The 17,866-nt window shown below is 45.6% G+C and carries 18 protein-coding genes and 1 pseudogene; 11 read left to right on the top strand and 8 right to left on the bottom strand.

Going from position 1 to position 17,866, the window contains the following annotated elements; genetic code table 11:
• Window positions 1-60: 60 nt before the first annotated feature.
• From HHL16_RS00410 to HHL16_RS00400, 3 genes are all read left to right on the top strand, one after another.
• The gene (locus HHL16_RS00410) at window positions 61-1,257 is read left to right on the top strand and encodes an acetyl-CoA C-acyltransferase (protein WP_169423173.1); all 1,197 of its coding nucleotides are present in this window, start codon (window positions 61-63) and stop codon (window positions 1,255-1,257) included.
• A gap of 193 nt (window positions 1,258-1,450) precedes the next feature.
• Window positions 1,451-2,611: a glycoside hydrolase family 27 protein gene (locus HHL16_RS00405; RefSeq protein ID WP_169423172.1), complete on the top strand. Its 1,161-nt coding sequence runs from the start codon at window positions 1,451-1,453 to the stop codon at window positions 2,609-2,611.
• Between the two features lie 92 nt (window positions 2,612-2,703).
• Window positions 2,704-3,177: a DinB family protein gene (locus HHL16_RS00400; protein WP_169423171.1), complete on the top strand. Its 474-nt coding sequence runs from the start codon at window positions 2,704-2,706 to the stop codon at window positions 3,175-3,177.
• Between the two features lie 42 nt (window positions 3,178-3,219).
• Here the strand turns inward: HHL16_RS00400 and HHL16_RS00395 are convergent, their stop codons facing one another.
• From HHL16_RS00395 to HHL16_RS00375, 6 genes and pseudogenes are all read right to left on the bottom strand, one after another.
• A complete protein-coding gene (locus HHL16_RS00395) occupies window positions 3,220-5,088 on the bottom strand; it encodes a TlpA disulfide reductase family protein (protein ID WP_169423170.1) in 1,869 nt (622 codons plus the stop codon).
• 82 nt (window positions 5,089-5,170) lie between these two features.
• The gene (locus HHL16_RS00390) at window positions 5,171-5,350 is read right to left on the bottom strand and encodes a hypothetical protein (RefSeq protein WP_169423169.1); all 180 of its coding nucleotides are present in this window, start codon (window positions 5,348-5,350) and stop codon (window positions 5,171-5,173) included.
• Between the two features lie 76 nt (window positions 5,351-5,426).
• Complete coding sequence (locus HHL16_RS00385) at window positions 5,427-5,648, bottom strand: hypothetical protein (protein ID WP_169423168.1); 222 nt, start codon at window positions 5,646-5,648, stop codon at window positions 5,427-5,429.
• Between the two features lie 115 nt (window positions 5,649-5,763).
• Window positions 5,764-6,426, bottom strand: a complete 663-nt coding sequence (locus tag HHL16_RS00380; RefSeq protein ID WP_346766831.1) for a thioredoxin domain-containing protein — start codon at window positions 6,424-6,426, stop codon at window positions 5,764-5,766.
• A gap of 45 nt (window positions 6,427-6,471) precedes the next feature.
• Window positions 6,472-6,744: pseudogene (locus HHL16_RS25155) on the bottom strand (vitamin K epoxide reductase family protein); the annotation flags it as partial.
• Window positions 6,745-6,755: 11 nt separating this feature from the next.
• The gene (locus HHL16_RS00375; RefSeq protein WP_169423166.1) at window positions 6,756-7,376 is read right to left on the bottom strand and encodes a cysteine peptidase family C39 domain-containing protein; all 621 of its coding nucleotides are present in this window, start codon (window positions 7,374-7,376) and stop codon (window positions 6,756-6,758) included.
• 440 nt (window positions 7,377-7,816) lie between these two features.
• Here HHL16_RS00375 and HHL16_RS00370 point away from each other — a divergent pair, with 440 nt between their 5' ends.
• On the top strand, window positions 7,817-8,920 hold the full coding sequence (locus tag HHL16_RS00370) for a hypothetical protein (RefSeq protein WP_169423165.1): 1,104 nt from the start codon (window positions 7,817-7,819) through the stop codon (window positions 8,918-8,920).
• Window positions 8,921-9,000: 80 nt separating this feature from the next.
• Here the strand turns inward: HHL16_RS00370 and hisS are convergent, their stop codons facing one another.
• Both hisS and HHL16_RS00360 read right to left on the bottom strand, forming a co-directional pair.
• Complete coding sequence (hisS, locus tag HHL16_RS00365; protein WP_169423164.1) at window positions 9,001-10,365, bottom strand: histidine--tRNA ligase; 1,365 nt, start codon at window positions 10,363-10,365, stop codon at window positions 9,001-9,003.
• Window positions 10,362-10,850: a low molecular weight protein-tyrosine-phosphatase gene (locus HHL16_RS00360; RefSeq protein WP_169423163.1), complete on the bottom strand. Its 489-nt coding sequence runs from the start codon at window positions 10,848-10,850 to the stop codon at window positions 10,362-10,364. The genes hisS and HHL16_RS00360 overlap by 4 nt, the downstream gene beginning before the upstream one ends.
• Window positions 10,851-10,969: 119 nt before the next feature.
• On the opposite strand from HHL16_RS00360, the gene HHL16_RS00355 reads away from it, so the two are divergent.
• From HHL16_RS00355 to HHL16_RS00325, 7 genes are all read left to right on the top strand, one after another.
• The gene (locus HHL16_RS00355; protein ID WP_169423162.1) at window positions 10,970-11,809 is read left to right on the top strand and encodes an energy transducer TonB; all 840 of its coding nucleotides are present in this window, start codon (window positions 10,970-10,972) and stop codon (window positions 11,807-11,809) included.
• Window positions 11,810-12,177: 368 nt separating this feature from the next.
• Window positions 12,178-13,116 carry a substrate-binding domain-containing protein gene (locus HHL16_RS00350; RefSeq protein ID WP_169423161.1) on the top strand — a complete coding sequence of 313 codons (939 nt, stop codon included), beginning with the start codon at window positions 12,178-12,180 and terminating at the stop codon, window positions 13,114-13,116.
• 95 nt (window positions 13,117-13,211) lie between these two features.
• Complete coding sequence (locus tag HHL16_RS00345; protein ID WP_169423160.1) at window positions 13,212-14,870, top strand: tetratricopeptide repeat protein; 1,659 nt, start codon at window positions 13,212-13,214, stop codon at window positions 14,868-14,870.
• A gap of 132 nt (window positions 14,871-15,002) precedes the next feature.
• Window positions 15,003-15,410, top strand: a complete 408-nt coding sequence (gene ndhC / locus HHL16_RS00340) for an NADH-quinone oxidoreductase subunit A (RefSeq protein ID WP_240965693.1) — start codon at window positions 15,003-15,005, stop codon at window positions 15,408-15,410.
• Window positions 15,411-15,457: 47 nt separating this feature from the next.
• Window positions 15,458-16,033: an NADH-quinone oxidoreductase subunit B gene (locus HHL16_RS00335; RefSeq protein WP_169423159.1), complete on the top strand. Its 576-nt coding sequence runs from the start codon at window positions 15,458-15,460 to the stop codon at window positions 16,031-16,033.
• A 2-nt stretch (window positions 16,034-16,035) separates the two neighbouring features.
• The gene (locus HHL16_RS00330; protein WP_169423158.1) at window positions 16,036-16,548 is read left to right on the top strand and encodes an NADH-quinone oxidoreductase subunit C; all 513 of its coding nucleotides are present in this window, start codon (window positions 16,036-16,038) and stop codon (window positions 16,546-16,548) included.
• Between the two features lie 70 nt (window positions 16,549-16,618).
• A complete protein-coding gene (locus HHL16_RS00325; protein WP_169423157.1) occupies window positions 16,619-17,854 on the top strand; it encodes an NADH-quinone oxidoreductase subunit D in 1,236 nt (411 codons plus the stop codon).
• Window positions 17,855-17,866 lie beyond the last annotated feature (12 nt).

The raw sequence follows: 17,866 nt of genomic DNA, 5'->3' as shown, positions 1-17,866 counted from the left end.
TGGGTTGTAGCTATCTCCGAAAGGGGGCAATCTGCTATATTTGCTCCCTTAATCAGCTATATGAAGAAAGTATATATCGTTGATGCTGTGAGAACTCCCATCGGAAAATATGGTGGAGCGCTCAGCAGCATCAGACCCGACGACCTACTGGCGCATGTGCTCAGATCTCTTATCCAGCGCAATGGTTCCGTAGATGTGAATGCCATTGAAGATGTGATTGCAGGTGATGCCAATCAGGCCGGAGAAGATAACCGCGATGTGGCGCGTATGGCTGCATTGCTGGCCGGACTTCCTGTTTCTGTTGCAGGCAATACCGTGAACCGCCTTTGTGCATCCGGATTGCAGGCTATCATGGACGCTTCCCGCGCCATCATGTGCGGAGAAGGAGAACTCTATCTGGCAGGCGGTGTTGAAAGCATGACGCGCGCTCCGTTTGTGATGGCTAAATCATCCGGCGCCTGGAACCGTACCCCTGAGATGGTGGATACTACCATCGGATGGAGGTTCACCAATAAGAAACTCGCAGAAATGCACTATCCATACTCCATGGGCGAAACGGCAGAGAATGTAGCCAATCGCTGGAAGATCGGCAGAGAGGCGCAGGATGAGTTCGCTCTCGCCAGTCAGGATAAATATTTCGCTGCCCTCGAACGTGGTATCTGGAGCAAGGAGATTGCAGGCGTAGAGATCCTAGGAGGCAAAAATGAAAAGATCTATTTCGAGCAGGATGAACATCCGCGCAAATCAACACTCGATAAACTGAAAACGCTGAGACCTGCATTTGCAAAAGATGGTACGGTTACAGCGGGTAATTCATCCGGCATCAACGACGGTGCGGCTGCTGTGCTGCTGGCGAGTGAAGAAGCGCTGAAGAAATACAATCTCACTCCAATGGCGCGTGTGGTGTCGATGGGCGTGGCTGGTGTAGATCCGGCAGTGATGGGCATTGGTCCGGTTCCGGCAACACAGAAAGCATTGCAACGTGCAGGCATTACTGCCAAAGATCTCGATCTCATTGAACTGAATGAGGCATTTGCATCGCAGGCGCTCGCCTGCATTCAGGAGCTTGGTCTCGATCAAAGCAAGATCAATGTGAATGGCGGAGCCATTGCAATCGGACATCCTTTGGGATGCAGCGGAGTGCGCATCACCACTACACTGGTGCACGAAATGCAACGGAGAGATATGCGCTATGGCCTCGCTACCATGTGCGTAGGAGTAGGGCAGGGCGCTGCGATTGTGTATGAGAAAATGTAAGAGAAGAAATAAAACCGTGTCGCGGCAACAGATGCCGGTTCGGTTACCGATAGTTAAATAAGTTGGAGTGGCTGCTTTCGGGCAGCCATTTCCATGTGCAGTTGATCTTCAAAAATTGCACAAACGATTGATTGCGGTTTTGAACTTTTATTAGAATAGTTTTAGCGCAGAAAAAAACAAACTGAGCTTCCTTATGAATTGCAAGCCCCTGAAATTATTTTTATCGTTATTGCTGGTTACATCTGTTGCATTTTCTCAAAACGCAAAGCCACCCATCATGGGATGGAGCAGCTGGAATCATTTTCGGGTAAGGATCGACGAGAAACTGATCAAACAACAGGCCGATGCACTCATTTCATCCGGCATGTACGACGCAGGGTACAGGTTCATCAATATCGATGATGGATACTTCGGGGGGCGAGACAGTTCGGGAAAGCTCATCCCTGATCCTGCAAAATTCCCTTCGGGCATGAAGGCAATTGCCGATTACATTCACAGCAAAGGATTGAAAGCCGGCATTTACACAGATGCAGGAAGCAATACCTGCGCGCATGTTTGGGACAATGATCCATTGGGAGTAGGTGTGGGATTATATGGCCATATCGAAGCGGACTGCAATCTTTTCTTCAAAGAATGGGGATACGATTTTCTGAAAGTGGACTGGTGTGGCGGAGAAAAACTGAAACTCGATGAAGAAACCGAATATACAAAGATCATCAACGCAGTAAAGGCCATCGACAGCAACAATGTGATCAATGTCTGCCGCTGGCAGTTCCCCGGAGAGTGGGTGATCAAAAAAGCAGATTCATGGCGGATGTCAGCCGATATAGATGCCACATTCAAATCGATCCTCAGCATTATCGATCTCAATGTTGATCTGCATAAATACGCTTCGGCCGGCCACTACAACGATATGGACATGCTGCAGGTAGGCCGTGGCATGACTTACGAAGAGGACAAAACCCATTTCTCCATGTGGTGCATGCTGAATTCTCCATTGCTCGCCGGAAACGACCTGCATACCATGACCCAACAAACCATCGGCATACTCACCAATAAAGAAATCATAGCATTGAATCAGGATGCTGGTTTTGTTCAGGCCCAACGCGTACTGAAGCAAGGCAATATTGAAGTATGGGTAAAACCATTGGGAGTGGATGGAAAAAGCAAAGCTATCGCAATCATGAACCGGGGAGAGTCTGCAAAACCATTTGTGCTGCAGGCGGAGAAATTGGGGCTTCCTAAAAAAGGTAAACTGCGCGATCTCTGGTTGCACAAAGATCTGGGCGAATTAGGCAGCAGCAGAAACTTCATCATTCCCAGACACGGAACTGTGGTGCTGAAACTGCAATAAAGGAGGGTGTTCAGCAAGCATGTATTGGCAAGATCCTTGCTTACCTTACCATAAATATTCAGTAACTTGTACGTCCAATAAATTTTGTTGTTATGCAGGAAGGACTATTAACTCCCGCTGTTGCTACCACCGTTACGCGGTTAACCAGTCATGTGCTGGATATGCCATTGCGTGCGCGTGATTTGTCGATCGATGAGTGGCTGGATAAACCTAATCCCGCAAAATGGTCGAAGATTGAGATACTGGGCCACCTGGTGGATTCTGCCATCAACAACCTCAAGCGCTTTACCGATGCACAATATCTTCCGCAACCATATATGATAATGCCCTATCAGCAGGATCATCTGGTGAAGCTGAACCAATATCAGCAGTTGCCATTCGATCATATTCTGCAGTTGTGGGTATCATTGAATCAGCAGATTCTGTATGTGATTGCGAACATACCTTCAGAAAAATTGAGCTGGGAAGTGATCATTCCGAGCGGAGAAACGAAAACTCTGGGATTCTGGATCGATGATTATGCAGATCATATGGATCATCATATGCGGCAGATATTCGGAGAGTAGAAATTCTATCTCTGTCGATTACCTCCGTTCAATGAACTTTCTTTAATGGGCCAGCAGTTTGGCGTTTTCAATTTCAGCGATGATGTTTTCATTGTCGATGCCCATGTAAACTATCTTACCCGCTTTGTTAATGATAAAGGTTTCGGGAATAACATCTACTTTGTAGGCGTTATTGGCTGCATTCTTATCGTCGAGCAATATCTGAAAATCGTATTTGCGTTCCTTCATCAGCTTTGCTGCATCGATTTTCATCTTCTCCAATGATTTGTCTTCCCATGTGTCGATGAAAAGAAATACTACGGAGCTATCCTGTTTGTATTTCCCGATAACCTCCTGCATACGTGGAAATGATGCAAGGCAGGGCCCGCACCAGGTAGCCCAGAAATCGAGCACCACTACTTTGTTTGAAAAAGAGGAAAGCGAAATGGTTTTACCGGAAAGATCAGTGAGTGAAAAGTTTCTGAAACCGGATGACCCGAATCGTTTCCTGATGGCATGTGCCATCTTGCTCTCTGAAAGATCGGAACTTTTGCCGGAAGCTTCCAACTCAGCAGTCTCGGCGTAGCCAAGTTTTGTGTTTAATATTTTCAGCTCCTCCCGGATGCCAGAGGATGCATTGGCAGATTTCAATAATTCAATTGCCAGTTTTCTCGCATATTGATCACCTTTAGCTTTCGATGCATAGGTTATCAAAGTCTGTACAGATGCATCAGCAGTTGCAGGGTCGATGGGTTGACTAACTACTAAAGACTGATATTTAAAAGCAGAATCGTATTGGTTTTGAAGAAAGAATATTCTGGCATATGTTTCTGCTGCTCTGTTCCAGCTTTTCACAAAAGTGAGGTCATCCGGTGCAGAATGGAGAAGAGATTTCTTTGAGTCGAGTATGGTGAGTGTTTTTTGGATAAGCCACCTCGCGGTAATCAGTGCGCTGTCCGTGGGTGTTTTTCCTTTGATGAGTTGTCTGGCCTTCCCATGATACAGAGTGGAGAGGTTTATGCTGTTTTTTAAGTAAGGTTCGTATTTGTCAATCTGATCAAATTGGTTTTTGATCAGCAACAACTCAATAAGGGTAGAATAAAAAGTATACTTCATCCGGGAAGATGTATCGCCAAACAAACGGACGTATTCATTTGCGTCCTGCAGAATGGCAGTGGCTGTTTGTTCTCTCTTCTCATAAAAAGCGTTGATGTATTTTTCGCGGGCTACTTCCCCCGAAGGGAAAAGGGCAATACTTTTATTTTCAATTCTGCTGACACCGGAATCCTGCCGGAGAAATCTTTGAATGTACAAGGCTGTTCCCAACGATATTTCATCATTGCCGGCTTCCATTTTAGCAGCATACTCAAGCAGTTGAGCTTGTATACTGTCCCCTTTAAGCTGGTTCAACAGAAATAAATAATAGCGGTAGGTCTTATAGTCTTCTTTGATGGCGGGAGATAATTGAAATGCTTCATCATACAGCGCTACCATTTTTGCAGGCAATATCCGGCGGTTTAGGTCAAGTGTTGCAGGAGCGAAGTAGCTGAGCAACCAGGCTGCTTCTTCGTTGGCAGCGGCTTTATCATTTAGATATTGTTTACGCAATACGGTATACCCCGAATCAAGATTATTGTCGATGTTCTGATGTTTGCTATCAGTGATGCTTAATACAAATGCGCGGACGGAATCGGGAGGAGAAAAGTCGAACACATATTTCTCTTTTTTCCTGAGCAAAGGCTTCCTGACGAAATAATGTTCTTCTCCCACCTTATAAACCAATGATGCAAAAATATTTGTGGGTAACGCCAATCTTGGTGGAGGAGTATACTCGTATCCGATGGTGCCGGACTGTGCAACAATGCCCGACTGTTGCGTGAAGGCTTGTACACTTATAACAGCAAGGATAAGGCACAGGAAAAACGTTTTCATCTGAGAGTTATTTAGAAATGTGATGCGATCTGAAATTACCATATTTATGGCATGTCGCGATCGCATCACTGTTTTGGGAATCTTATTCACATGCCGTACCAGGATCTACGGAGCATCTGCATCCAAAACCTCCCTGCTCGGGATCATAAACATTCCGGCAGGTGCCTTCGCGTTGAGGACCACATGCCCAGGGGTAGCAGCCGAATTGTGCGTTCTGCTGGCCGTTTCCGGCGATGATGGCTTTCATTTCATTTCTGGACATACGCCCCTGAATGTTATCAAGGCTTATTCTCTTAGCATTCATGATAAAAGGTTTAATGATTTGTAATTGTTGTTAATTATTCACAACTGCCGCCGGTATCTACAGAACATTTACAGCCTAATCCGCCTTTATCCGGATTAAGAACAGTTTTGCATGTACCGGAGCCGCCTCCGCCACAGGGCCAGGCGTAACAAGGAGCATCGATAGGATCCTGTCCATCGCCGGCCATAATGGCTTTCATTTCATTTCTTGACATACGGCCCTGAACATTCGCAAGGTTGATTGTTTTTGCATTCATCAGTTAGTACTTTAAAAGTGAAAAATGATTGCCCTGGCTTTTAGCATCAAAGGCGTCGGCTGCCTGCTACTGCATCCGGATACAGTATAGTTCCGCAGGCTTTCCTTTCAGGGAACTATTCTGAAAGGAAGTATTGCAGGTCTGCAATGCTGTATGCAGCGGGCAACTGATGCCCGTTCAGATAATACGATGGAGTATAATTGGTGTTGTTTTTTCTGCACCAGCTGTACATGGCTTCGATGGAGGTGCTGGGTTTATTCAGGTCTTCACGTACAGGCCAGGTTGCTGCAAACTTTTCATATTCTTTTTTATCATCTGTATACCAGCTTCGCAATGCCAGTTTTGTTTGCTCAGGTGTGTATTCATTCGCAATAGCCATGAAATGGCGTACTACCTGAAAGGCCAGATTCCGCGGATTATTGGGAGCCACAAAAATGATCTTCAGTTTTAGTTGCGGCACTTCTTCCAATACTTTTTCCAGCCTGGGGTGTGCTTCGGCACAGGGACCACAATAAGGGTTGCAGATTTTGATCAGCGTAAATTTTGCATCCGGGTTTCCGATGTCGATACCCAAACCTTCAGGCTCTTCAATAATCTGCTTTTCTTTCCGCAGGAGATTGTAGAATACCTGATTGTTGAATTTGATACGGAGATAATCCCGTTTGGTAGTTACATGCTCCTGCAGCTTTTTGATTACAGGTTTTATGCTGAACCATACAGCAGCAGGTACCATAAAAAGAAGTATCGAGATAAGCAGAAATTGTGTAGAGGTCTGCAGCAGGGCAAAAGGGGGAAAGTTAAAGAAACTGTTGATGGCTGCAGAAACAATTACTGCCTGTACTCCGAGACAAAGAATACACCATTGTCTGGCAATCCGCCATTGATAGTACACCGAGTAAATTGTATAAGGAAGTACCAGCAGATTGAGCCAGCCTAATAATTGCACTGTGTGGTGTCCGCTAGTAGATGGAATGCACAATACCAGCAGACTACCGGCAAAATAGAAGAATCCTGTTTCACTCCAGCTCAGCCAGCTGAATACTTTTGCAGCTTTGCTGGTAAGTATTGCATTGCAGTTGCCCTTTGAAATGCCTGTACAGACCTTTTTTAAAACGGATTGTTCTTGTCGATCTCATACCAGAGCAATAAAGAGGTGATGCTTACACCTGCAACCAGTAATGCAAACTGGATATACAAAAAGTATACAGCTGATGGAATTGTTACCTGCAGATGCTGAAGAAATGTTATAAATGAAAGGGCCAGTATCAAAGTCAGCGTAATGATCGGTACCAGTTGCTGAATGCGATACTTATTTTTTCTGGCAGTATAATCCGGCTCACCTGAAAACTCATTGGATTCCGATATGAGATATACGCCATCCCATTGCTGCAGAAAACTGTCTCTGGTCTTTACTGTTATTTTGCTATATGGCTCGGCAAGCACTTCTACACTGTCTGGTTTTACTGCAGTAACAATTTCAACCGGATGATCGTAATTTCTGCTGTAAATGATAAACGGAACAGGCAGGTCATCCAGCCGGTCAGGTGTTGTTTTTCCAGCTGCATTGGGCACTTTCCATTTTTGAAGTGAATCGCTGATCGATAGAAGGCCCGGCCAATCCGGATGTTCCATCAATGTATCATTCACCGTTTGTTTGTTGACCTTTACATTCTGTAGTTTCAGAAAAGCAATAACAGCCCTTACTGTAGGCTCGGTGTGAGACAGCATAAGTGTTGTAATTTGGGAGTTCAGGAAAAGCATCTCACATACTCCAATTGGTACAAACCATTAGCCATGGGATATTTGGGCTGTCCCGCTAAAAGTGGTTGAAGAGCGCGCTTTAATTGGCTTGTGAGGTTAGATACTCTACTTTCTTAGTGTACAATTTGCTGAAATTAAATGGAACAATTGCTAGTAGTAACCGCAATAATTTTCAGATTGTATTTTAGAGTTGTATATAATTGCATTACACTTGAAAAATCATTGACATAATTTTGATGGAACCAACTTTAATGCGTTTGATCGCAAAAAGTATTCAATTGAAAAAAATACGCATACTGCCGGAAAGAACAATGAGCAGGAACGTAAATGTCCAATATGCATACGTAATAACCTGATTGAACGTTCATAACAATTATTGTACTTTTATTTTTCAAATCAATACCCCTATGCAATTATTATCCCTGAGAAAATTCATTTGCTTCCTGTTTGTGCTGGCCCTCGCCGCCTGTGGAGAACAGGAAAAATCGGTTACCAAAGACGAAGCCCTTCAAATGGCACGCAGCCTGGAAGGCAGCCTCAAAAGAAGAAGCGCTGCTAAATTCAATGAAGCTTTTGATGCAGATGCGCTCGCAGATCGCGTTTCCAAAGCAGGCAAGGTCAAAATAGTACTCGCCAGAGGCGTGGCCGAAGGTGTGAAAAAAGGTCAAATGGGCACCGAACTGATCAACTCCATGGGCAAAGGCGGTTCCTACGAACTGGTAAAGCAATACGAGAAAGATAATAAACAACACCTCATTTTCCGCCTCTTCGGTGAAGATGGAAAGGTGAATTACCACGATCTCGAACTGGTAAAAAAGAAAGACCAGATAAAGATCGCCGATATGTTTGTGTATCTCTCCGGAGAAAACCTCAGCACCACATTGGCACAAGCTCTTGCGCTGATGGGCGATCATTACGATGGCATGAGCAAAGAAGAAAAAGAACAGATCGGCAATATCAAAAGCATCAGAAAATTACTGAATGCAGGCAAATACGAAGCTGCCGACGATCTGTATGAGAAACTCCCTGAGGTGTTGAAATCGCAAAAAATGTTCAGAGTTATCCGTGTAGAAATTGCTTCCGGATTAAGTAACGAATCGTATGCAATTGCCATGGAAGAACTGGAGAAGGCATATCCAAATGCACCGAATATGTTTCTGATGAAGATCGATGCATACATTCTCAAAAAAGATTACAAAGGCGCATTGAAGTCGATCAATCAGCTCGATTCGCTGATCAATAAAGATGCCTTCCTCGATTATTACCGTGGACTCGTTTGCAAGATGGATGAGGATGTTGAAGGTCAGCGTTTATATTTTGAACGACTCGTTGCCGGCAAACCTGAGTTCGCTGCAGGTGTGCTTGAGCTCATCTTCTTCTACATGGACAATAATGAAAAATCAAAAGCAGCAGAGCTTACAAAAAAATACAAGGAACTCGGAAATGTAGGGAAAGATCAGATGGATGGACTCTATACGGTTTATCCTGAATTGGAGAAACTGGTTGGATAAGTGTCTGCAGATTTGTACAACGCATAAAGGAGAAGGGCTGATCACAATGATCAGCCCTTCTCCTTTATGTTGCTTATCGGTTATGCGAATGTGTAACCAGTGATGTCGGTCATCTTTACAGTATCCTGCTTTCTGGCACGAAGGTCTTTCACCACACAATTGCCGTCTGCCAGTTCCTGACTGCCGATGATCACCACATACGGGATATTCTTGTTCTCGGCATATTTGAATTGCTTGTCGAATTTGGTATTCTCATGGAAGATCTCGCTGCGTACACCTGCCGCGCGAAGCTGCTGCATTACTTTGTAAGCCGCTTTGCTTTCTGCATCTCCGAGGTTGAAGAAAAGTACCTGTGTGCCGGTTTGTACAGCATCGGGGAAGAGTTGCAGCTCTTCGAGTACGTCGAAGATTCTGTCCACTCCAAAGCTGATGCCTACGCCGGGAATATTCGGTACACCGAATAATCCGGTGAGATCGTCGTAACGACCGCCACCGCCGATGCTTCCCATCTTCACGGTTGCCGGAGCTTTGGCTTCGAAGATGATGCCGGTGTAGTAATTCAATCCGCGTGCGAGCGTGAAGTCGACAATGAGATTAGAGTTGGCTGCCGCTTCGGTTACGAGACGAAGTTCTTCGATCCCCTCTTTTCCGGTGCTGATTTCTCCGAGCAAAGTTTCGATGGCGCTGAGCTTCTCTTCGTTGCTTCCGCCGATATTGAGGTATTGTCCGATGATGCTGATCTGTGCATCATTCAGTCCGCGTTGCTGCAGTTCTGCATTTACTTTTTCAATTCCGATCTTATCGAGCTTATCGATAGCGATGGTGATGTTCATCATCTGATCGGCGCCGCCACAGCGTTCAGCCAGTGCAGTGAGAATCTTGCGGCTGTTGATTCGGAGTTCGTATGCTGTCAGTCCGAGATTGGTGAAAACAGTGTGATAGATATTTACCAGTTCCACTTCATTGAGCAATGATCTGCTTCCTACCACATCTGCATCACACTGCGTGAACTCGCGGTAACGGCCACGTTGTGGTTTATCAGCTCTCCATACCGGTTGAATCTGATAGCGCTTGAAAGGGAAAGTGAGTTTGTTATGGTTCATGGCCACAAACCTTGCGAAAGGAATGGTGAGGTCGTATTTGAGTGCGCGTTCGGTGAGATCAGCAGTATTCTTGCCTTGCAAAACCTTTTCAAACGCGGCGCGTGATTTCTCTTCCTTTTCTTTATTGTCGAGTCCGTTGTTGAGGATCTTGAAGATGAGTTTGTCACCTTCTTCTCCATATTTTCCCATGAGGGTATCGATATTCTCCATGGCGGGTGTTTCCAGTGGCTGGAAGCCATAGAGCTCAAAAACGTTACGGATGGTATTGAAGATGAATTGTCTTTTGCGAACTACTTCCGGTGTAAAATCTCTTGTTCCCTGCGGGATGGATGCTTTTGTCATTGTTGCTGTTGTTTCTGATTGCTTTGAACGGGTGCAAATTGCTGAATGATCTCGTCACATGCTTCGTCTATCATTGCGAATACTTCATGATAGCCGGGTTCTGGTCCGTACCAGGGATCGGGCACATCCATTTGTTTTCCGGGATGCAGTACGTCCATCAGCAATTGTACTTTGGCGGGATTGTACTGTTTTCCTGCGATGCGTTTCATGTCGTCGATCACATCTTCGGCCATGGCATAGATATGATCGAACTGCTGAAAGTCGGCTGCGGTGAACCGTCTGGCGCGCTGCTGACTGATATCGATACCATTATGTAACGCCACTTTCTGCGAGAGCCGGTGCGGAGTTTCGCCAACGTGATAGCCGTTGGTGCCGGCGCTGTCTACGGTCCAGTTAAGACCTGCCTCCTGCACTTTATGTTGCAGAATGCCTTCGGCCAGCGGGCTTCGGCAGATATTTCCCAGACAAACCATCAGGATTTTCATGAGTGCAAAGATACTGTGCGGTGGGCACTTATGGATGTGATATGGAAAAAGCTGAGTGTGTGCATCATAGAGGCACGCGCGTGCAAACAAAATTCCCATCACCCCTAAAATGATGCACGATGAAACCGGACATAGTTTTACAAAGCGACATGCTCGACATATTATTCGAGAACAGAAACAAGCAGTATGGTGCCTATGCCTTGCGCAGAGGCTACGACAGAAGAATGGTTTTGTCGCTCACAGGCATGATTTCGTTGGTAGTTCTCTTCGCTTCATGGAACTTTTATAATAACAGAAACAAGCCGAACTCAAATAGTATCTTTCTGTCTGGCAAGGATAGCGTAGATGTTATCATTTGCACGATTCCCATTGAGCCGCCTCAGCCGCCGCCGGCTGCTGCGCCGAAAGCTCCACGCGTTCAGCCTGCTACTATAAAATTCACAGCCCCGGTTATTGTAAAGGATCCTCCCAAAGAAGATATCATTCCCATGCCGGATGCAATTATCGATGATGTGCAGATCGGAAATAAAACAACAGACGGAGACCGCTCCGGTACTGTAAACGGAACCGGCGAAGGTGTTACCGGTGGCACCGGCAATGCACCCACGCAACCCATTCCGGAACCTGTGAAAGAGCCGGCAGTACTGGAGCTGGCAGAAGTGATGCCTCAGTTTCCCGGAGGTACTCCTGCACTGATCAGATTTCTCGGCAAACATCTCAGAGTGCCCGAAGGAAAACTCGAATCAGGGGAGAGGATGCGCGTTCCCGTTAAATTCATTGTAAGCAAAGAAGGAAAACTCATAGATATTCAGTTCACAGAAAATGCAGATGAGGAATATAAATCGGAGATCCGGAGGGTATTGAAAAAGATGCCCGACTGGATACCCGGATCGCAGCATGGAAAACCTGTTCCGGTGTATTTCAGCATACCGGTAGTATTCGAAGTAACTGATATGTAATGTATCAGCTGATTGAAAATCAAGGCAGGCGCAATCCATTAAATTTTGAGTAAATTAACTTAGGCGGTCTTGTTTTGCTGACTATTTCTTATCTTGCCCGAACCCACTTAACTAAGGATGGCACAAGATTTTGACGATAAAAAAATGAAAGCATATATCACCCGGAGATCCATAATGGATATTGGAATGGGGTTAATTTATGCTGCGATCGGATGCATTTTGGGATTCAGTCAGCAACTGGGATATAACCTTGAGTTCCCGGCTCCGCCTTTTTCCTACATATTTGGTGGATTGTGCTTGCTGTATGGAGGGTTCAGAATATACAGAGGCATCCGAAAAAATTATTATCACTAGCCTTAGAAAAACAAATGAAAAGCAGATTTTTCCGATACCTGAACAGGAAGTGGTTGGTTGTTCTTAGTCCTGCCCTGCTGCTCTTCAGCAGTTGCAGCAGTAACAAAAATCCGAACGGCCCAACAGATACCACTACGTCAGGCACTATCCATATAAGTGTAGATGAATCATTCAAACCTGTGATAGACTCTCAGATACAGGTTTTTGAATCACAAAGGCCAGATGCGAAGATCATTGTGCATTACAAACCCGAAGCAGAATGTCTGCGCGATTTGAATGTAGACAGTATCAGAATGGTAATTGTAACCCGCGGGCTAACTGAAAACGAATCCAAAACGCTGACTGAAAAATTATCGTTCAAGCCCGGATGGGGACTGCTAGCCTATGATGCCATTGCTGTTTTAGTGAATTCCAAAAGCAAGGATACCACTTTCACCATGCAGGACATCCGTGGCATGGTAAAAGGAAACAGCGGATACAAATACAAAGTGCTGCTCGATGGAACCACCAGCACCAGCACCGTACGATATGTAACCGACTCTCTGCTTGCCGGCCAGCCTATGAGCAAAAACGTGGTGGCAGCTAACAGCAGCGAAGGCGTAATCGATTATGTAGCAAAGAACAACGATGCTATCGGACTGGTAGGAGTGAGCTGGGTGGGAAACAGGGAAGATACCACACAACTGAGCTTTCTCAAAAAGGTAAAAATTGCCGATATTGAGTGCACAGGTTGTAATGGCACGTATGTTGCACCTGTACAATACAATATCGCTACGGCGAGGTACCCGATGTACAGGCCGATATGGTATATTTTAAAAGAAAATTATGACGGATTGGGGAACGGTTTTACCAATTTTCTCATCAATCCAGATAAAGGACAAAGGATATTCAGCAGGGCTTATTTATTGCCGGCAAGGATGAGGTTCGACGTAAGAACAACCAAACTGGAGTAGCAGAAATTCTTTTCAGATCATAACACACAAACATTCATTCAAAACAGCAAGTGACAATGATGAAACGATCCCTTTTTCTATTAGTAGCGTTTGTCATGGGAAGCACTCTGCTTTTTGCCCAGAGCGTAGAGCAAGGCAAAAAGTTCTTTTACTATGAGCGGTACAAAAGTGCTAAAGAAGCGCTGGAAAGTGTGCTGTCCGCCAATCCCAATAACATTGATGCTGTTTATTGGTTGGGGCAAACATTGCTTGCACAGAAAGATTCTGTGGGAGCCAAAAATCTCTACAAAAAATTATTGGAGCAGAATGGTAATGCACCTTTGGTGCTGGTAGGTATGGGTCAGCTCGAACTGATGGAAGGCAAAGTAAATGATGCCCGTCAGCGTTTCGAAATGGCAGTAACTACAACCAAAGGCAAAGATATCGATGTGCTCAATGCAATCGGAAGGGCCAATATCAATGCTAAAAAAGGGGATGCCAACTATGCACTCGAAAAACTCAATCTGGCTACTCAGGTGAAAGGGTTCAAAGATCCTGAAACCTATATCCTGATGGGTGATGCACACAGAAAGCTGATCCAGGGTGGCGAAGCGGTTCAGGCCTATAACAAGGCTTTCCAGCTCGACAACAAACTGGCTTCTGCAAAACACAAGATTGCCAAAGTGTACATGACGCAGAACAACCCCGACTTCTTCCTACCTGCTTTCGAAGAAGCTATCGCAGCGGATCCTGCTTATGCACCTACCTATAATGAACTCTTTATTTACTGGTACAACAGAAACGTAAACACTGCTGCTGCCAATCTGGAAAAATATGCAGCCAATACAGATGCTGGTCCGGAAGTAGAGTATCTCAAAACAGATATGATCTGGTCTAAAGGTGATCCTGCCGGAGCAAAAGCAAAAGCTGAACAGCTGATTCAGCAGTATGGAGATAAAGTGAAACCACGTATGTATAAAATGGTGGCCTATGCCGAAGACACATTGGGTAATGTAGCCGGTGCAAAAAAAGCAATGGACACTTATTTCAGCAAAGTGGATGCAGAAGATGTGGTACCTCAGGATTACGTGCTGCTGGCTACCATCGATTCAAAAACACCCGGTGCTGAAAGCAATGCATTCGCCAATTTAGAAAAAGCAGTTGCACTCGATACATTAGCAAAGAACAAAGTTGACTATATCAATAAAGCTACTGCACTTGCCAAGAAACTCGGCAACAAAGCAGCAGTAGCCAAATGGTCTGGCATCGCTTACAAAGTAGATCCCAATCCATCACAGACGGATCTGTACAACTGGGGATATGCGGAGTATTCTGCAGGAAACTATCAGACATCAGACAGTATCTTCTGCGGAGTGTATCAGTCTAAATATCCTGATCAGATCTATGGTTACCTCTGGTGTGCCCGTTCAAAAGTAGCTTTGGATGATTCTACCGCACCGAAAGGACTGGCAGTAGATGCGTACAAGCTGCTGGCCGAAAAATCACTGCAGATCGACTCTGCCAAATTCAAAGGACAGGCGTTGACATCATACTGGTACCTCATTCAGTATTATAATGACGTTAAAAAAGACAAGGAAACAGCCCTGCTGTATCTGAACAAAGTGTTGGAAATCGATCCTACCAATGAAACTGCGCTCAAATTCAAAGGAATCTTTGAAAAGCAGCTGAAACCGGGAGGTTCGCAGCCCAAGCCTAAAACCGGAAACGGCAGTGCCGCCGGTGGAACAGGAGCAAAAGCCAGCAGTGGTTCATAACCATAGCTTAACATAAAGTTTAAATATCAATCCCTGCAGGTCTCTTGCAGGGATTTTTATTTTGCTGATTTTTAACTTGAAATTGGAATTTGTTAGATGCTACCTTATTTTTGCCGATAAACTTAACGGGTTATGAACATGTACCTGTTGCAAGCCTCCACCGTTGCCCAAAATCCTGATAGTGCCTTCTGGTTTTTTCCCGTAGGTGTTCAACTACTCATTGCAATCGCAATTATTGTAGTTATGATGGGGGCATCGCATCTGTTAGGCCCTAAACGCAAAACATCCGACAAATTAGAGAACTTTGCCAGTGGTATCAAAAGTCATGGAGATGCCCGGCACCCGATGGCCATCAAGTACTTCCTTGTAGCCATCCTGTTTGTATTATTCGATGTCGAAGTGATCTTTTTCTACCCCTACGCCGTTAATTTCAGAGAGCTGGGCTGGAATGGCTTCTTTGCTGTACTGATGTTTGTTGGCTTCTTCCTCTGCGGATTTACCTACATCCTCAAAAAGGGAGCCCTCAAATGGGAAGATTGATCGCTTGTGAATGAAGTAATGCAGTAAAAAAGTAAAAAACTCAGATTATGGCACGTCCCGTTCAATATAATATTGGTGGCCAAACAGACATCAAGCTGGTTGACGCCCCCGAAGGTTACCAGGGAGAAGGTTTCTTCACTACCACACTCGATAAAGTGGTAGGTCTGGGCCGTAAGAATTCACTCTGGCCAATGCCATTTGCAACTTCTTGCTGCGGCATCGAGTTCATGGCAACCATGGGATCTCACTACGATTTCGCCCGTTTCGGTGCGGAACGTGTTGGATTCTCTCCCCGCCAGTGCGACCTGATGATGGTGATGGGTACCATCGCCAAAAAAATGGCCCCTGTTGTAAAACAGGTTTACCTGCAGATGGCTGAGCCACGCTGGGTAATTGCCATGGGAGCCTGCGCTTCTTCAGGTGGTATTTTCGATACTTACAGCGTTTTGCAGGGTATCGATCAGATCATTCCCGTGGATGTGTACATCCCCGGTTGCCCTCCACGCCCCGAAGCAGTGATCGACGGATTTATGCGCATTCAGGATCTGGTAGGTAAAGAAAGCCTCAGAAGAAGAAATGGCGAGCGTTACAAAGAATTAATGGAAAGCTACGGAATCCAATAAGCATGTTGAACAACGACTATATCAAACAGCGGCTGGCAGAAAAATTCGGCGAACAGGTTACCAACTTCGAAGAGCCTTTTAACATGCTCACTTTCGAAGCTCCAAAAGAGATCAACCTGAAAGTGCTGCAGTTTCTCTTCGACGACGAAACTTTGCAGTTCCGCTTTCTCACCGATCTGCAGGCTGTTCACTACCCCGATAATACAGGAAGGGAACTGGCAGTGGTTTACCACCTCCATAACCTCCAGGCCAATGTACGCATCCGTTTTAAAGTGTACACCGATATTTCCAAACCTGATGTATTCAGCGCTACCGCCCTGTTTATGTCTGCCAACTGGATGGAAAGAGAAACCTACGACTTCTTTGGTGTGAACTTCGTAGGCCACCCCAACCTGAAACGCATTCTGAACGTGGATGAAATGGACTACTTCCCGATGAGGAAAGAATTCCCATTGGAAGATCAGACCAGAACCGATAAAGACGATGATATGTTCGGCCGTGGCAAAAGCTACTAAGCCGGTGTGATCACACTGCGTTCAATTCGAAACTTAGAAATAAACTGGCCCATTGGGCTGACATTAATATATGTCTGACGTAATACATCATAAGAATATCCGGCTGCCGGAAGGGTCCATCGAGAAGACAACTACTACGCTGAACCTTGGTCCCACACACCCCGCCACGCACGGTGTATTCCAAAATATCCTGGAACTGGACGGAGAGCGCATCCTCTCTTCAGAATCTACTGTAGGCTATATCCACCGCGCTTTTGAAAAGCTGGCCGAAAGAAGACCGCTCTACCAGATCACTCCACTTACAGACCGCCTCAATTATTGCTCCGCCCCCATCAACAACATGGGATGGCACCTCACCTGCGAGAAACTACTGGGCGTGCAAACTCCCAAGCGTGTAGACTATCTCCGCGTGATCATCATGGAGCTGGCGCGTATCTCAGACCACCTCATCTGCAACTCCATCGTAGGCGTGGATACCGGCGCATTTACCGGGTTCCTCTACGTGATGCAATACCGAGAGCTCATCTATGAGATCTATGAAGAAGTATGCGGAAGCCGTCTCACTACCAATATCGGTCGTGTTGGCGGATTCGAAAGAAACTTCACTCCAAAAGCATTCCAGCTGCTGGAGAAATTCATGGCCGAGTATCCGAAAGTGCTGAAAGAGTTTGAAAACCTCTTCACACGCAACCGCATCTTCATGGAGCGCCTCATCGGTGCAGGTCCCATCAGTGCCGAAAGAGCGCTGAACTACGGCTTCACCGGACCTAACCTCCGCGCAGCAGGTGTAGACTACGATGTACGTGTACATACCCCATACAGCAGCTACGAAGATTTTCAATTTGATATTCCCGTTGGTACAACCGGCGACTGTTACGATCGTTTCCTCGTTCGCAATCAGGAAATGTGGCAGTCTCTCAGCATCATCGAACAGGCTTACGAAAAAGTAAAAGCGTTCAAAGGTGCAGAAGCCGAGATCTATCACGCAGATGTTCCCGAATATTATCTGCCTTCTAAAGGCGATGTATATACGAAGATGGAAGCCCTGATCTGGCACTTTAAGATCGTGATGGGTGAAATAGATATTCCGAAAGGAGAACTGTACTTCCCTGTGGAAGGCGCCAATGGTGAGTTGGGATACTACCTCATCAGCGATGGCGGCCGCACACCGTACAGACTGCATTTCCGCAGACCCTGCTTTATCTATTATCAGGCATTCGAAGAGATCACTAAAGGAGCTATGCTCAGCGATGCTGTCATTGTATTGAGTTCACTCAACCTGATCGCAGGAGAGATGGACGCATAAATTCAGAATTTT

The organism is Pseudoflavitalea sp. G-6-1-2, assembly GCF_012927185.1.
Taxonomy (GTDB): Bacteria; Bacteroidota; Bacteroidia; order Chitinophagales; family Chitinophagaceae; genus Pseudobacter.
Note: the sequence above shows the minus strand (reverse complement) of the source record. Positions and strands in the feature narration are given on the sequence as shown.

Coding starts and splice junctions, on each gene's coding strand:
- HHL16_RS00410 (WP_169423173.1), top strand. CDS start 61: ATGAAGAAAGTATATATCGTTGATGCTGTGAGAACTCCCATCGGAAAA.
- HHL16_RS00405 (WP_169423172.1), top strand. CDS start 1,451: ATGAATTGCAAGCCCCTGAAATTATTTTTATCGTTATTGCTGGTTACA.
- HHL16_RS00400 (WP_169423171.1), top strand. CDS start 2,704: ATGCAGGAAGGACTATTAACTCCCGCTGTTGCTACCACCGTTACGCGG.
- HHL16_RS00395 (WP_169423170.1), bottom strand. CDS start 5,088: ATGAAAACGTTTTTCCTGTGCCTTATCCTTGCTGTTATAAGTGTACAA.
- HHL16_RS00390 (WP_169423169.1), bottom strand. CDS start 5,350: ATGTCCAGAAATGAAATGAAAGCCATCATCGCCGGAAACGGCCAGCAG.
- HHL16_RS00385 (WP_169423168.1), bottom strand. CDS start 5,648: ATGAATGCAAAAACAATCAACCTTGCGAATGTTCAGGGCCGTATGTCA.
- HHL16_RS00375 (WP_169423166.1), bottom strand. CDS start 7,376: ATGCTGTCTCACACCGAGCCTACAGTAAGGGCTGTTATTGCTTTTCTG.
- HHL16_RS00370 (WP_169423165.1), top strand. CDS start 7,817: ATGCAATTATTATCCCTGAGAAAATTCATTTGCTTCCTGTTTGTGCTG.
- hisS (WP_169423164.1), bottom strand. CDS start 10,365: ATGACAAAAGCATCCATCCCGCAGGGAACAAGAGATTTTACACCGGAA.
- HHL16_RS00360 (WP_169423163.1), bottom strand. CDS start 10,850: ATGAAAATCCTGATGGTTTGTCTGGGAAATATCTGCCGAAGCCCGCTG.
- HHL16_RS00355 (WP_169423162.1), top strand. CDS start 10,970: ATGAAACCGGACATAGTTTTACAAAGCGACATGCTCGACATATTATTC.
- HHL16_RS00350 (WP_169423161.1), top strand. CDS start 12,178: ATGAAAAGCAGATTTTTCCGATACCTGAACAGGAAGTGGTTGGTTGTT.
- HHL16_RS00345 (WP_169423160.1), top strand. CDS start 13,212: ATGGGAAGCACTCTGCTTTTTGCCCAGAGCGTAGAGCAAGGCAAAAAG.
- ndhC (WP_240965693.1), top strand. CDS start 15,003: ATGAACATGTACCTGTTGCAAGCCTCCACCGTTGCCCAAAATCCTGAT.
- HHL16_RS00335 (WP_169423159.1), top strand. CDS start 15,458: ATGGCACGTCCCGTTCAATATAATATTGGTGGCCAAACAGACATCAAG.
- HHL16_RS00330 (WP_169423158.1), top strand. CDS start 16,036: ATGTTGAACAACGACTATATCAAACAGCGGCTGGCAGAAAAATTCGGC.
- HHL16_RS00325 (WP_169423157.1), top strand. CDS start 16,619: ATGTCTGACGTAATACATCATAAGAATATCCGGCTGCCGGAAGGGTCC.